The sequence below is a fragment of the Brevirhabdus pacifica genome, assembly GCF_002797755.1.
Taxonomy (GTDB): Bacteria; Pseudomonadota; Alphaproteobacteria; order Rhodobacterales; family Rhodobacteraceae; genus Brevirhabdus; species Brevirhabdus pacifica.
Window position 1 is genome coordinate 739,646 of sequence record NZ_PGFI01000011.1, and the last position, 15,105, is coordinate 754,750.

Sequence of the window (15,105 nt, forward strand, 5' to 3'; positions counted from 1 at the left end):
CCCTCTGACGAGGCTGCGGCGATGCAACGCCGTCTCAAGATCACCATTGTCGAAAGCGACCCCGCGCGCGCCGCGCTGATCGAGGAAAGCCTGTCGCTGGCCGGTCAATACGAGCTGACGACCCTGACCAGGATGGCGGGGCTGACGGCGGCGATCGCGGCGACCAATCCCGACATCGTGCTGATTGACCTCGACAACCCCTCGCGCGACACGCTGGAGGAGCTGACGCTGGCCACCGCGCCGCTGGAACGCCCGGTCGCCCTTTTCGTCGATCAGAGCGATGCCAACCTCACCCGGATCGCGATCGAGGCGGGGGTCTCGGCCTATGTCGTCGACGGGCTACGGGCCGACCGGCTGAAGCCGGTGCTCGATGCCGCCGTGACGCGGTTCGAGATGTTCCGCCAGATGCGCGTCGAACTGGCAGCAACCAAACGCGCCCTGGAAGAGCGCAAGGTGATCGACCGGGCAAAGGGCATCCTGATGAAGGCCAAGGGGCTGGACGAGGGGGCCGCCTACGCCTTGTTGCGGCGGGCCGCGATGGACCAGGGGCGCAAGGTTGTCGATGTGGCCGAGGCGCTGGTCAGCACGGCGGGGCTTTTGTCATGACCCCCCGTCTGCCTGTGGGCTTCGTGCCGCTGACCGACGCCGCGCCGCTGATCGTCGCGGTTGAGATGGGGTTCGACCGGGCCGAGGGCATCGCGCTGGACCTGCGCCGTGCGAACTCGTGGTCGGTGCTGCGGGACATGGTGTCGTTTGGCCAGGTGACGGCGGCGCAGATGCTGTCGCCGATGCCCGTCGCCTCGGCGCTGGGCCTCGGCGGGGCGGGGGCGCCGCTGGCGGCGGTCGCGGTCCTGTCCCTAAACGGAGAGGTCATCTGCGTCGGCAACGCTATCGCCGACCGTCTACGCGCGTCGGGCCATGATTTCGGCTTCGAGGATATGGAGGCGGCGGGCCGCGCCCTGCTTGCCGCCGCGCCTGAGGGCCTGCGGGTCGGCGTGCCCTTTCCCTTCTCGATGCATGCCGAGCTTTTGCACGACTGGATGCGGCGGCTGCGACCGACCGAGCCGCCCGCCCTGGACATCCGCACCGTGCCGCCGCCCCTGATGGCCGCCGCCCTGGCAGCAGGAGAGATCGACGCCTTCTGCGTGGGGGAGCCCTGGGGTTCGATGGCCGTCGAGCGGGGGGCGGGCGCGCTTCTGCTACCGGGTGTCGCCATCCGGCCCGGCGCGTCCGAGAAGATCCTGGGCGTCCGCGCCGACCTTGCCGACCGCGCGCCCGACCAGCTTCACGCCCTGATCCGCGCCTTGTGGCATGCGGGCCGCTGGCTGACCGACCCGCAAAGCCGCGTCACCGCCTGCGAAATGATGTCGGGGCGCGACTATCTCGACGTGCCGGCCGAGGTGCTGGACCGCGCGTTGTCGGGGGAGCTGACAATCTCGCCACGGGGCGAGACGCGCAAGGTCGACCGCTTCATCGACTTCGGGCAGGGCGCGCCCCGCGCGGCCGAGGCCGCCTGGATCGCGGACCGCCTGGCCGAGCGTCTGGGGCGCGAGGTTGATCCCGCGCGCCGGGCCGCCAAAGACACCTTCCGCACCGATCTGTATGCCCGCGCCGTGGCGCCGGTGGCGGGTTTCGCGCCTTTGGGGGAATCGCTGCCGCGTCCCCGCAGCGACCATGAATTCATCCCCGGCCCGCCAGAGTGATGCAAAAAGTGGCATTCTGATGCTGCGATGCAGAAATCCCCCGCGATCCCGTTGAATGGCGATCCTTCTCGGGTCTTAATCAGGGTCAGGCAGACAATGGCGTCCGCCAGACCCCACTCCCAAAGACCGGGTTATCCGAGCAAAGCCGCTCAACCCTCGTGCCAACGCGCGAGGATTGTCAGCGGCTATTTTTCGTATGTCCGGGCCCGTCCCGGAACAGAAGGGACAACCACATGAGACACCTCACCGCCTGTTTTCTGACCACCACGCTGCTTGCAGGTCCCGCCTTCGCCCAGGCCCTGGAAAAGGACGAGCTGAAGCTGGGCTTCATCAAGCTGACCGACATGGCGCCCCTCGCCGTGGCTTACGAGAAGGGCTATTTCCTGGACGAGGGCCTGTTCGTTACCCTGGAGGCGCAGGCCAACTGGAAGGTCCTGCTGGATGGCGTGATCGGCGGGCAGTTGGACGGCGCGCACATGCTGGCCGGGCAACCCTTGGCGGCGACCATCGGATACGGCACCGAGGCGCATATCATCACCCCCTTCTCGATGGACCTGAACGGCAACGGCATCACCGTGTCGAACGATGTCTGGCAGGCGATGAAGCCCCATGTCGCCACCGGCGAAGACGGCAAGCCGCAGCACCCGATCGGGGCAGAGGCGCTGGGCCCCGTCGTGGCCGAGTTCAAGCAGGCTGGCAAACCCTTCAACATGGGCATGGTCTTCCCCGTCTCGACCCACAACTACGAACTGCGCTACTGGTTGGCGGCGGGCGGGCTTAACCCGGGTTTCTACACGCCCGGCGACACCTCGGGGCAGATCGGCGCGGACGTGCTGTTGTCGGTGACGCCGCCGCCGCAGATGCCGGCCACGATGGAGGCCGGAACGATCGACGGCTACTCGGTCGGCGAGCCTTGGAACCAGCAGGCCGTGGTCAAGGGGATCGGCGTGCCGGTCGTCACGGATTACGAGATCTGGAAGAACAACCCCGAGAAGGTCTTCGGCATCACCGACGCCTTCGCCGAGGAGTATCCCAACACCACCGTCGCCCTGACCAAGGCGCTGATCCGCGCCGCGATCTGGCTGGACGAGAATGACAACGCCAACCGCGAAGAGGCCGTCGAGATGCTGGCCCGCCCCGAGTATGTGGGCGCCGACCGGGACGTGATCGCGGCCTCGATGACCGGCACCTTCGAATACGAGAAGGGCGATGTGCGCGAGGTGCCCGATTTCAACGTCTTCTTCCGCTACAACGCGACCTATCCCTACTATTCCGACGCGGTCTGGTACCTGACCCAGATGCGCCGCTGGGGCCAGATTGCCCAGCCGCGCGACGATGCGTGGTTCGATAGCACCGCCCGCTCGGTCTACCGGCCCGACATCTACCTGAAGGCCGCGCGGCTGCTGGTCGACGAAGGGCTGGCGCAGGAAGGCGACTTTCCCTGGGACAGCGACGGCTACAAGGAACCGACCCCGGCCGCGGACATCATCGACGGCATCGCCTACGACGGCCGCACGCCCAACGCCTACATCGACAGCCTGCCCATCGGCCTGAAGTCCAACGAGGTCGCGGGCGGCTGACCCGCCGGCGCCGCCCCGTCCCGGGGCGGGGCGGCGCCCCCTTCCTCCCTCCCGCCACGAACATCCAATTCCGGAGACCGCCATGACCGCCGTCGATCCCGTCCAGCTTGCGGCCCAACACCGCCGCGCCGTCTGGTTCACCCGCATCAATAAGGCCGACGCCTGGTTCGCCGTCCTGGGCCTGGCCTGGGTGACGCCCCTGCTGAAGCTTTCCTTCGGGGACAACCCGCGCGCCCAGTTCCGGGACCTCTGGCGCCTGTTGGGGGTGCCGCTGCTGTCGATCGCGGTGTTCCTGATGCTCTGGGCGGCGCTGGCGCCGCGGGTCGTCACCTCGCTGGGTGCGATTCCGGGGCCGGCGGCGGTCTGGGAAGAGGCACGCGGTCTGCACGCCGACGCCGTGGTGAAATGGGAAAAGGAGGCCAAGTTCGAGGAGCGGCTGGCCCAGCGGAACCAGAAGCTGGTCGAGGCCGGTCGCGCCGACGAGGTCAAGCAGATCGCCTACACCGGCGCGCCGACCTACTACGGACAGATCGCAACCTCGATCAAGACCGTCTTCTTCGGCTTCCTGATCGCCTCGGCGGTGGCCATCCCGCTGGGTATCGCGGCGGGTCTGTCGCCCACCGCCAACGCGGCGCTGAACCCGTTGATCCAAATCTTCAAGCCGGTCTCGCCGTTGGCCTGGCTGCCGATCGTGACCATGGTCGTCTCGGCCGTCTATGCCACCAACGACGGCTTCTTCGCCAAGTCCTTCCTGGTCTCGGCGATCACCGTCACGCTCTGCTCTCTCTGGCCGACGCTGATCAACACGGCGCTGGGCGTCGCCTCGATCGATCGCGATCTCATCAGCGTCAGCCGGGTCCTGAAGATGGGACCCTATGCGAAGCTGACCAAGCTGGTGCTGCCCTCGGCCCTGCCGCTGATCTTCACGGGGCTGCGCCTGTCGCTGGGCGTGGGCTGGATGGTGCTGATCGCGGCCGAGATGCTGGCCCAGAACCCCGGCTTGGGCAAATTCGTCTGGGACGAGTTCCAGAACGGATCCTCCCAGTCGCTGGCGCGGATCATCGTCGCGGTGCTGACCATCGGCATCATCGGCTTCCTGCTGGATCGGGTGATGTTCGCGATGCAGTCCTTCTTCACCTTCTCGACCCAGCGGTGATCGGCATGAGCATCCTGTCATTCAAATCCGTCGGCAAGGGCTTCGGCGAGGGGACCAACCGGACCGAGATCCTGAAGAATATCAACCTGGAGGTGGCCGAGGGGGAGTTCGTGGCGATCCTGGGTTTCTCGGGGACCGGCAAATCCACCCTGATGAACCTCGTCGCCGGGCTGGAGATGCCGGACAGCGGTAGCCTGACCTTCCGTGGCCGCCCGGTCACCGGCCCCGCGCCCGACCGGGGCCTTGTTTTCCAAAGCTACAGCCTGATGCCTTGGCTGACCGTGCGCGGCAACGTCCTGCTGGCGGTCGAGGCGGTCCACGCTGAGCTGTCGCGCGCCGCGCGGGGGGCAAAGGCCGACCATTACATCGCCATGGTGGGCCTGTCCCACGCGGCCCATCGCTATCCGTCCGAGCTGTCGGGCGGCATGCGCCAGCGGGTCGCCGTCGCCCGGGCCCTGGCGATGGAGCCCGAGCTTCTGCTTCTGGATGAGCCGCTGTCCGCGCTGGATGCGCTGACCCGCGCGAACCTCGCCGACGAGATCCTGGACATCTGGGAGGCCGATCAGCGGACCTGCATCCTCATCACCAACGACGTGGACGAGGCAATCCTGCTGGCCGACCGGATCATCGTGCTGAACCCCGACGGCACCCTTGCCGACCCGGTCAGCGTCACGATCCCGCGCCCGCGCAACCGCGAGGCCATGAACCACGACGAGGATTTCAAGCGCCTGCGCGCCCGCGTCACCCAGTATCTGATGGACGTGGGCTTTGCCGCCAAAGGGGCCGAGACCCGCCGGCTGCCCGATGTCACCCCCATCCACGAGATGCTGCCCGAGGCGGTGCGCGGCGCCCGCGAAGGTATGATCGAGGAGCGTTTCCTGGACATCTCGCAGCTGCACAAGATCTACGCCACGCCCAAGGGGCCGCTGACGGTGGTCGAGAATTTCGACCTCAAGATCAACCAGGGAGAGTTCATCAGCCTGATCGGCCACTCGGGCTGCGGCAAGTCAACGGTGCTGACCATGGCGGCCGGGCTGAACGATATCAGCAAGGGCGCGATCAAGCTCGACGGTCGCCACGTGGAGGGGGCGGATCCCGAACGCGCGGTGGTCTTCCAGTCGCCCAACCTTTTTCCCTGGCTCACCGCCCGGGAGAATGTCGCGATCGGCGTCGATCGGGTCTATCCGCGTGCTTCGCAGGCCGAGCGCCAGGACGTGGTCGAATACTACCTTGAACGGGTGGGTCTGGGCGAGGCGATGGACCGGCCCGCCCACGCTATGTCCAACGGCATGAAACAGCGCGTGGGCATCGCGCGCGCCTTCGCCCTGTCGCCCAAACTGCTGCTGCTGGACGAGCCCTTCGGCATGCTCGACAGCCTGACCCGCTGGGAATTGCAGGAGGTGCTGATGGAGGTCTGGTCGCGCACCCGCGTGACCGCGATCTGCGTCACCCATGATGTCGACGAGGCGATCCTGCTGGCCGACCGCGTGGTGATGATGACCAACGGCCCCCGCGCCACGATCGGCCGGATCACCGAGGTGGAGCTGCCGCGCCCGCGCAGCCGAAAGGCGCTTCTGGCCCATCCGGATTACTACGAATACCGGCAGGAAGTCCTTGATTTCCTGACCGAATACGAACACGGGGCCAAGCCCGCCCCGAAACCTGCAACCCTTGCGGCGGAGTAAGACATGGCCAAGAACCTGATCGTCATCGGGGCCGGCATGGCCTCGGGCAGGATGCTGGAGCATCTTCTCGAGGACCAGGCCGGCGACTGGAACATCACCCTTTTCAATGCCGAGCCGCGGGGTAACTACAACCGCCTGATGCTCTCGCCCGTGCTGTCGGGCGAAAAGACCTATGACGAGATCGTCACCCATGACGCGGCCTGGTACGAGCGGCACGGCGTCACCTGCCGCTTTGGCGAGCGGGTGCTGCGCATCGACCGCGACCGCCGCATCGTCGAGGGGGAGAACGGGGCGCTGCCCTATGACCGGCTGGTGATCGCCACCGGCTCCAACCCCTTCATGATCCCGCTGCCGGGGCACGACCTGGAGGGGGTGATCCCCTACCGCGACCTCGAGGATACCGAGCGGATGATGGCGCTGGAAAACCGCCCGGACGCCCGCGCCGTGGTCATCGGCGGTGGCCTTCTGGGGCTGGAGGCGGCGGCCGGCATGAAGGCGCGGGGCATCGACGTCACCGTCGTCCATGTCATGGGTCACCTGATGGAGCGTCAGCTTGACGAGGCCGCGGGCTACCTGCTGCGCAAGGCGCTGGAGGGCAGGGGGATCAAGGTCCTGACCTCGGCCAATTCCAAGGAAATACTGGGCCGCGACGGCTATGTCCGTGCCCTGCTGCTGGACGATGGCACAAGCATCCCCTGCGATCTGCTGGTGATGGCGGTGGGTATCCGGCCCAACGTGGCGCTGGCCCAGGCGGCGGGGCTGGCGGTGGGCCGGGGCATCCACGTGGACGACGCGATGGTCACGTCCGACCCGTCGATCCTGGCGGTCGGCGAATGCGTCGAGCATCAGGGCGCGGTCTTCGGCCTGGTGGCACCCCTCTACGACCAGGCGCGGGTCGCGGCCGAGACCCTGGGCGAGCGGCCCGCGAACTTCGTCGCGAAGGAGCTTGCCACCAAGCTGAAGGTCACCGGCTGCGATCTTTTCAGTGCCGGCGATTTCGCCGAGGGCGAGGGCCGCGAGGACATTGTCTTTCGCGACCCGGCACGGGGTGTCTACAAGCGGCTGGTGCTGGAGGGGGAACGCCTGGTGGGCGCGGTCATGTACGGCGAGACCGGGGACGGGACCTGGTTCCACGGGCTGATCCAGGACCGCACCGATGTCAGCGGCATGCGCGAGACACTGATATTCGGACCCGCTTTCCAGGGGGGCGCCCCCGCGGACCCTTTGGCGGCCGTTGCAGCCTTGCCGGCTGACGCAGAGATCTGCGGCTGCAACGGCGTATGCAAATCCCGCATCGTGGAGGCCATCCGCGACGGTGCCGATACCCTGTCGGAGGTGCGCGCGCGCACCAAGGCCAGCGCCTCCTGCGGGACCTGCACGGGCCTGGTCGAGCAGGTGATGGCGCTGACCCTGGGCGATGATTTCCAGGCGCCGACGGTTCAGCCCATGTGCCCCTGCACACCGCTGACCCATATGGACGTGCGCCGGCTGATCCGCTCGCGCGGGCTGAAATCCATGGCGGCGGTGATGCAGGAATGCGGCTGGTCCACGTCCTGCGGCTGCGCCTCCTGCCGGCCGGCGCTGAACTATTACCTGCTGTGCGACTGGCCCGGCGAATACCGCGACGACGACCAGAGCCGGTTCGTCAACGAGCGGATGCATTCCAACATCCAGAAGGATGGCACCTATTCGGTCGTGCCCCGCATGTGGGGCGGTATCACCACCGCCGACGAGCTGCGCGCGATCGCGGACGCGGCCGACAAGTATCGGGTCCAGACCGTCAAGGTCACGGGCGGGCAGCGCATTGACCTGCTGGGCGTCAAGAAGCAGGATCTGCCCGACATCTGGGCCGATCTGAACGCCGCCGGCATGGTCAGCGGCCAGGCCTATGCCAAGGGTCTGCGCACGGTGAAGACCTGCGTCGGAACGGATCACTGCCGCTTTGGCACCCAGGACAGCACCGGCCTTGGCATTCGCATGGAAAAGGCCCTCTGGGGGGCGTGGACCCCGGCCAAGGTGAAGATGGCGGTCTCGGGCTGTCCGCGCAACTGCGCCGAGAGCACCTGCAAGGACGTGGGTGTGGTCTGCGTCGACTCGGGCTACGTGCTGCATGTCGGGGGCGCGGCGGGGCTGCACATCCGGGGCACCGTCATCCTGTGCACGCTGAAGACCGAGGACGAGGTGCTGGAGCACACCGCCGCGGTGGTGCAGCTCTACCGCGAGGAGGCGGCCTATCTCGAGCGGATGTACAAGTGGCTGGACAACGTGGGGCTTGAACACGTCACCGAGCGTGTCGTCACCGACGCCGAAAGCCGCGAGGCCCTGGCCGCGCGCTTCTACCACGCCCAACGCTTCATGCAGACCGACCCCTGGGCCGAGCGGACCCGGCCGGAATACCGCAGGCTTTATGCGCCCCTGGCGGACCTGACACTGGAGGCAGCGGAATGACCGACTGGACAGACATTGGCGCGCTTGAGGATATTCCCCGGCGCGGGGCACGGGTGGTCAGGACGCGGCTGGGCTGTATCGCGGTGTTCCGCACCGTCGACGACGAGGTCTTTGCCGTCGACGACGCCTGCCCCCACAAGGGCGGTCCGCTGAGCGAGGGGATCGTTCACGGCCGCGCGGTCACCTGCCCGCTGCACAACCTCGTGCTGCGGCTGGACACGGGCAAGGCGCAGGGCGCCGACGAGGGGGCGGTCGCCACCCATCCGATCGTGGTCGAGGGGGGGCGCATCCTGCTCGACGCCTCGGGCCTGCGGCGCGGGCGGGTGGCGTGATGGACGGCGCGCCTCCACCGGACACGGCCGGGCCCGGCGAGGTGCGGACCACCTGCGCCTATTGCGGTGTCGGCTGCGGTATCCTCGCCCGGCCCGACGGGGCCGGCGGGATAACCTTGCGGGGCGACCCCGAACACCCTGCCAACCACGGGCGGCTCTGTTCGAAGGGCTTCGCGCTGGGCGAGACCCTGTCGCAGGAGGATCGCCTGCTGGCCCCCCGCGTGGACGGGCAGGAGGTGGGCTGGGACACCGCGCTGGGGCTGGTGGCCGACCGTTTCAGCCGCACCATCGCCGAGCATGGTCCCGACTCCGTGGCCTTCTACGTCTCGGGCCAGCTTCTGACCGAGGATTACTATGTCGCCAACAAGCTGATGAAGGGGTTCATCGGCTCGGCCAATATCGACACCAACTCTCGCCTCTGCATGGCCTCGACCGTCGCGGGGCACCGGCGGGCTTTCGGCACGGACACGGTGCCCGGCACCTACGAGGATCTGGAACTGGCGGACCTGGTCGTGCTGGTGGGCAGCAACCTGGCGTGGTGTCACCCGGTGCTCTACCAGCGTCTGGCCGCCGCCAAGGCCGCCCGTCCCGGGATGAAGGTGGTGGTGGTTGATCCCCGCCGCACGGCGACTTGCGACCTGGCCGACATGCACCTTGCCCTGCAGCCCGGCAGCGATGTCGCTCTTTTCAACCGGCTGCTGGCGGCCATCGACGCGAACGGGGCGACCGACCCCGCCTACCTGTCCCATGTCGAAGGCTATGACGCGGCCCTTGGCGCTGCCCGGGAAGAAGACGGCGCCACCACCGGCCTTTCCACCGAAGAGCTTGCCGCCTTTTGCAAGCTGTGGCTGGCGAACGAGCGGGTGGTCACGGTCTTCAGCCAGGGGGTGAACCAATCCTCCAGCGGCAGCGACAAGGTCAACGCGATCCTCAACTGCCACCTGGCGACCGGGCGCATCGGGCGGCCCGGGATGGGGCCATTCTCGGTCACCGGCCAGCCCAATGCCATGGGCGGGCGCGAGGTGGGCGGCCTGGCCAATACCCTGGCCTGCCACCTGGAGCTGGAGAATGCGGCGCATCGCGATCTGGTGCGCAGCTTCTGGGACGCCCCCGCCATCCCCGAGGCCGCCGGCCCCAAGGCCGTGGACCTGTTCCAGCGGGTGCGCGAGGGGCGGATCAAGGCCTTGTGGATCATCTGCACCAACCCGGCGGTGTCGATGCCCGACGCGGATGCCGTGCGCGACGCCATCGGGGCATGCGATTTCGTCGTGGTCAGCGACGTGACGGATGATACCGACACCGCCCGTCTGGCCCACGTGCTGCTGCCCGCCACGGGCTGGGGCGAAAAGGACGGCACCGTCACCAATTCCGAGCGGATGATCAGCCGGCAGCGCGCCGTGCTGCCACCCGCCGGCCAGGCGCGGGCCGACTGGGACATCCTGGCCGAGGTCGGCCGCCGCATGGGCTGGACCGAGGCGTTCGATTATCGCTCCGCCGCCGAGATCTTCGACGAATACGCGGCCCTGTCGGGGCTTGCCGCCGCCATGGGACGGGATTTCGATATTTCGGGCCTGGCGGGGCTTGGCCCCTCGGGCTACGCGGCGCTGCCGCCGACGCGCTGGCCGGTCACCGCCCAGGGCACCACCGAACGGTTCTTCGCCAAGGGCGGGTTCTTCACCCCTGACGGCCGCGCCCGCATGGTGCCGGTGACGGCGCGTCCCCCCGCCGCACGGACCGGGCCGCGCCATCCCTTCCGCCTGAACACCGGCCGCATCCGCGATCAGTGGCACACGATGACCCGCACCGCCAAGGCGCCCCGCCTCAACCAGCACCTGGGCGAGCCCTTCCTTGAGATCCATCCGGCCGACGCCGCCGCGCTGGGCGTGGCGCCCGCCACGCTGGTGCGGGTGGCCAACCCGACCGGAAGCTGCATTCTGCGCGCGCTGGTCACCGACCGGGTGCAGCAGGGACAGGTCTTCGCGCCGATCCACTGGACCGGCGTGACGGCCCCCAGCGGCCGGATCGACGCCGTGGTGCCCGGCGTGACCGATCCCCTTTCCGGCCAGCCCGAAAGCAAGGCCGCTGCGGTCGCCGTCACCCAGTGGAAAGCGGCCTGGTTCGGCTTTGCCGTCAGCACCGAACGGCTGCGGCCCGATTGCCCCTACTGGGCGCAGAGCCGGGTCGAGAACGGGTGGCGGGCCGAGCTTGCGGGTCAAGAGACCCCGTCCGACTGGGAGGCCGAGGCGCGGCGGCTTTTCGCGCGGCCCCAAACGCCCTGCCAGGTCATCACCGACCGCGCCGCCGGCACCACCCGCCTGGCTTTTTTCGAGGATGGGCGCCTGGTTGCAGCACTTTTCACCGCGCCGGACCCGGTGGCCCTGTCGCGCGATCACCTGGTCTCCTTGCTGGGCACGCAGGCGGTGGCGCCGCTGTCGGGCCGGCCCGGCGCCGACATGCCCGACCCGGGCCCGATCGTCTGTGCCTGCCTGAACGTGGGCGCCAATACCCTGGGCGCGGCCATCGCGGGCGGCGTCGACAGTGTCGCCGGGCTGGGCACCTGCACCTCGGCCGGGACCAACTGCGGCTCCTGCCGGCCAGAGCTGGCCGCGCTTCTCAACGCCGCCCGCCGGATGGAGGCCGCAGAATGACCCTTGCGCCCTATGTTGCGATCCTGGGTCGCGGGCAGGGGCGCGCCCGGTCGCTGACCATGCCCGAGGCCCAGGCCGCGATGGAGGTGATCCTGTCGGGCCGGGCAGAGCCCGAGGCGATTGGCGCGCTGCTGATGCTGCTGCGCATGAAGGGCGAGACGGCAGAAGAGATCGCCGGCCTGACGCGGGCCGCCCGGGAGGCGCTGCCCCCCCTGCAGGGGCAGGGCAGCGTGGAATGCGTGGCGATCGACTGGCCTTCCTACGCCGCGGGCCGGACCCGGGGGCAGCCCTGGTTCCTGGCGGCGGCCAAGCTGGTGTCGCAGGCGGGCTTCCCGGTCCTCCTTCACGGCTGGAATTCCCACCAGATGGCCGCGGCCTCTCCCCGCGCGGCGCTGGGGGATCTGGGCATCGCGCAGGCCGCATGGGGCGAAGCCCCCGCGATCCTTGCCCGCGACCGGATCGTCTATGTCCCGCTGGAAACTATGCAGCCGCGTCTGATGGATCTGCTGCGCCTGCGCGACGTGCTGGGCCTGCGGTCCTGTATCAACACGGTTCTGCGGATGCTGAACCCCGCCGGGGCGCCGGTCAGCCTGCAGGGTGTCTTCCACCCGTCCTACCGCGAGTTGCAGCGCGACGCGGCGCTGCTGCTGGGCCAGCCCGCGTTGCGGGTCCTGAAGGGCGGCGGCGGCGAGTTCGAGCATCACCCGGCCAAGGACATCACCCTGCATGGCCTGTCGGACGGCGCGCCCTGGGAAGGATCCACCGGCGCCCCGGTCAGCGGCCACCGGCGCCTGTCGGAGACGGGCGCCACCCTGGCCGAGGTCTGGCACGGCGCGCGCGCCGATCCCTTTGCCGAGGCCATCGTCACCAGCACCGCCGCCCTTGCCCTGGCGGCCACGGGCCTAGCCGACGCCGCACCGCTGGCGCGGGACCTGTGGCACCGCCGTCACCAAGCCAACGCCGCCTGAGGGGACCATAATGCACAGCTTTCCCATGTTCATCCGCACCACCGGTCGCCGCGTCGTCATCGCCGGCGGCGGCGAGCAGGCCGCCCAGAAAGCGCGGCTGATGCTCAAGACCGACGCCCGGCTGGTGCTGCTGGCCCAAGAGCTGGAGCCCGAGCTTGCCAGCCTTGTCGCCAGTGGCCGGGCCGGTCTGGACCAGGGGCCCGTCACACCCGACAGCTTTGCCGGGGCGGCCATGGTCTTTGTCGCGACCGGCTGTCCCGGGCTGGATGCGGCGTTGCATGCGCTGGCCAAGGCCGGGGGCGCGCCGGTCAACGTGGTCGATCAGCCAGCACTTTGCGACCTGACCACCCCCTCCATCGTCGACCGCGACCCGGTGGTAGTCGCCATCGGCACAGAGGGCACGGCCCCCGTACTGGCACGTCAGATCAAGACCCGGGTCGAGCGGATGCTGGACCCCCGGCTTGGTAGCTTCGCCGCCCTGGCGGGCCGTTTGCGCCAGGGCGTAGCCCGACACCTGCCCCGGGCCGAACGCCGCGCCTTCTGGCGCTGGGCCTTCGCGGGCGATCCGTGGCACCTGCACCGGGGCGGGCAGGAGCGCGCGGCAGCCGACATGCTCAAGCGCGCGATCACCAGCGGCGATCGCGCCCCGTCCGGGGGTCACATCGCGCTGGTGGGGGCAGGACCCGGCGCACGCGACCTGCTGACCCTGCGCGCGGTCGAGCGTCTGCAGGAAGCCGACGTGATCTTCTATGATCGGCTGGTCGACCCCGAGGTGCTGGAACTAGCCCGCCGCGATGCCGAGCGGGTCTATGTCGGCAAGGTCGTCGGCGCCCACGCCTGGCCCCAGGAAAGGATCTCAGCGCTGGTCGTGGCCGAGGCTGCCCGGGGCCGCCGGGTGGTGCGGCTGAAATCCGGCGATCCCGGCATCTTCGGCCGCGCCGGCGAGGAGCTCGCCGCCGCCCGCGCCGCCGGCATCGCGACCGAGATCGTTCCCGGCGTCACCGCCGCCAGCGCCGCCGCCGCCTCGCTGGGCCAGTCGTTGACCGAGCGGGGTCAGAGCGACACGCTGGTCTTGACCACCGGGCGCCACCGGGATGGCGCCCTGCCCGGGGACTGGGCCCGCCATGCCCATCCCGGCACGACGCTGGTCTTCTACATGGGGGTCGGTGCCGCCGACGAGATCCGCGGCGCGCTCCTGCGTCGCGGGTTGGCGCCCGAGACGCAGGTGACGGTGGCGGCGGATGTCAGCAAGACCGCCCAGCGGTCGCTGGTGACAAGCATCGATGCGCTGCCCGGGCGCCTGGCCCGCGAGGGGATCACCGGCAACGCATTGCTGATGCTGCGCCTGCCGCAGGCGGAGGCGGCGGCAGGACTGGGGCAGGGCGGCGAGGCGGGTGCAGGCCCCCGGGTCCCGGCGGCCCTGCCGCTTCACTGAGCGCGGGCGTCCGAGAGCGTATCCAGCAGCGGGCAGTCGGGCGTGTCACTGCCGCTGCAGCGCGAGATTGTTCCGGCCAGCGTCCGTTCGATCGCCTGCAGATCGCGGATCTTGGCGCGGACCACGTTGAGGTGGTGGCGCCCGACCTTCTCGACCTCGGCGCAGGTATGGCTGCCCCGGTCGACAAGCGACAGCAGGCCGCGGATCTCCTCCATGCTGAACCCCAGCTCGCGGGCGCGCATGACGAAGCCAAGCCGCTCGACATGGGCGGCGCCGTAGCGCCGGTGCCCCGAGGGGCTGCGCGGCGGATCGGGCATCAGGCCGACGCATTCGTAATAGCGGATCGTTTCCAGGTTGCAGCCCGTCATCCGGGCCAGGTCCGAGCGTTTGAGATCGGCCGCGTGGGCGTGGTCGTCGGGCATGGGGGATCCTTTGTCCTGTAGTCGCTACAGACATTACACCGTTGCCGGAAGGATCGCCATGGGGCTCTGGCGGCCGCGCCCCCCAGTTGCTCAGCCCGTCGGGTCTTTCAGCACTGAAAGCAGAATGCTTCGCGCCGCCTCTTCCCGCAAAAGCGCCTGACCCTTCTCGTCGAACAGGCTGTCGCCGAAGTTCAGCGCAAAGGTCGCGCGGTTGGAGACGTTGAAGAAGCTCATCGCGCTGATCCGCCAATGCAGGGCCAGGGCCGAGATGTCCTCGCGGAATAACCCGGCCTCGCGGCCCGCCTCGCAGATGCGTTCCAGCACCCGGATGGCGGCGAGGTTCTGCTGCGCAAGCTGCTCCATCTGGCTCATGTGACTGCCGCCGTGGATGTTCTCGACCATCACCAGTCGGATGAAATCGGGGTTGGCCCGGTGGTGGTCGAAGGTGAACTCGACCAGGCGCCGCAGGGCCTGGTCCGGCGGCAGATCCTCGAGATCAAGCTCGGCCTCGCCGGCGCGAACCTCGGCGTAGGCCGCCTCCAGCACCGCCTTGTAGAGCGATTCCTTGTCACCGAAGTAGTAGAAGACCATCCGCTTGGAGGTCTTGGTGCGGTCGGCAATGTCTTCGATCCGCGTCCGCGAGAGTCCATTGCGGGCAAACTCTTCCTGCGCGACGCGCAGGATGTCGGCGCGCACGGCCTCGGGATTTTGCTTCCATCTTCGGGACT

12 protein-coding genes are annotated in these 15,105 nt (G+C 69.0%); 10 read left to right on the forward strand and 2 right to left on the reverse strand.

Going from position 1 to position 15,105, the window contains the following annotated elements; all coding sequences use genetic code 11:
* Window positions 1–21: 21 nt before the first annotated feature.
* The 10 genes from CLV77_RS03730 (at window position 22) to cysG (ending at window position 13,955) form a co-directional block, all read left to right on the forward strand.
* Complete coding sequence (locus CLV77_RS03730; RefSeq protein ID WP_076979196.1) at window positions 22–606, forward strand: ANTAR domain-containing response regulator; 585 nt, start codon at window positions 22–24, stop codon at window positions 604–606.
* On the forward strand, window positions 603–1,703 hold the full coding sequence (locus tag CLV77_RS03735) for an ABC transporter substrate-binding protein (protein ID WP_076979195.1): 1,101 nt from the start codon (window positions 603–605) through the stop codon (window positions 1,701–1,703). Before CLV77_RS03730 ends, CLV77_RS03735 begins: the two co-directional genes overlap by 4 nt.
* Before the next feature lie 233 nt (window positions 1,704–1,936).
* Window positions 1,937–3,283 carry a CmpA/NrtA family ABC transporter substrate-binding protein gene (locus tag CLV77_RS03740; RefSeq protein ID WP_076979194.1) on the forward strand — a complete coding sequence of 449 codons (1,347 nt, stop codon included), beginning with the start codon at window positions 1,937–1,939 and terminating at the stop codon, window positions 3,281–3,283.
* Window positions 3,284–3,365: 82 nt separating this feature from the next.
* Window positions 3,366–4,439: an ABC transporter permease gene (locus CLV77_RS03745; protein ID WP_076979193.1), complete on the forward strand. Its 1,074-nt coding sequence runs from the start codon at window positions 3,366–3,368 to the stop codon at window positions 4,437–4,439.
* Between the two features lie 5 nt (window positions 4,440–4,444).
* Window positions 4,445–6,124 carry an ABC transporter ATP-binding protein gene (locus CLV77_RS03750; RefSeq protein ID WP_076979192.1) on the forward strand — a complete coding sequence of 560 codons (1,680 nt, stop codon included), beginning with the start codon at window positions 4,445–4,447 and terminating at the stop codon, window positions 6,122–6,124.
* A 3-nt stretch (window positions 6,125–6,127) separates the two neighbouring features.
* The gene (nirB, locus tag CLV77_RS03755; RefSeq protein ID WP_076979191.1) at window positions 6,128–8,572 is read left to right on the forward strand and encodes a nitrite reductase large subunit NirB; all 2,445 of its coding nucleotides are present in this window, start codon (window positions 6,128–6,130) and stop codon (window positions 8,570–8,572) included.
* Entirely contained in the window at window positions 8,569–8,904 is a 336-nt protein-coding gene (gene nirD, locus CLV77_RS03760) for a nitrite reductase small subunit NirD (protein WP_076979190.1), read from the forward strand. The genes nirB and nirD overlap by 4 nt, the downstream gene beginning before the upstream one ends.
* On the forward strand, window positions 8,904–11,552 hold the full coding sequence (locus CLV77_RS03765) for a nitrate reductase (RefSeq protein WP_085047227.1): 2,649 nt from the start codon (window positions 8,904–8,906) through the stop codon (window positions 11,550–11,552). The genes nirD and CLV77_RS03765 overlap by 1 nt, the downstream gene beginning before the upstream one ends.
* A complete protein-coding gene (locus tag CLV77_RS03770) occupies window positions 11,549–12,520 on the forward strand; it encodes a glycosyl transferase family protein (protein ID WP_076979188.1) in 972 nt (323 codons plus the stop codon). Before CLV77_RS03765 ends, CLV77_RS03770 begins: the two co-directional genes overlap by 4 nt.
* A 10-nt stretch (window positions 12,521–12,530) precedes the next feature.
* On the forward strand, window positions 12,531–13,955 hold the full coding sequence (gene cysG / locus CLV77_RS03775; protein WP_076979187.1) for a siroheme synthase CysG: 1,425 nt from the start codon (window positions 12,531–12,533) through the stop codon (window positions 13,953–13,955).
* On the opposite strand, the gene CLV77_RS03780 is transcribed toward cysG, so the two are convergent.
* Both CLV77_RS03780 and CLV77_RS03785 read right to left on the reverse strand, forming a co-directional pair.
* Window positions 13,949–14,377 carry a MerR family transcriptional regulator gene (locus CLV77_RS03780; protein ID WP_076979186.1) on the reverse strand — a complete coding sequence of 143 codons (429 nt, stop codon included), beginning with the start codon at window positions 14,375–14,377 and terminating at the stop codon, window positions 13,949–13,951. The genes cysG and CLV77_RS03780 overlap by 7 nt on opposite strands.
* Before the next feature lie 90 nt (window positions 14,378–14,467).
* Window positions 14,468–15,073 carry a TetR/AcrR family transcriptional regulator gene (locus CLV77_RS03785; RefSeq protein ID WP_236861014.1) on the reverse strand — a complete coding sequence of 202 codons (606 nt, stop codon included), beginning with the start codon at window positions 15,071–15,073 and terminating at the stop codon, window positions 14,468–14,470.
* Window positions 15,074–15,105 lie beyond the last annotated feature (32 nt).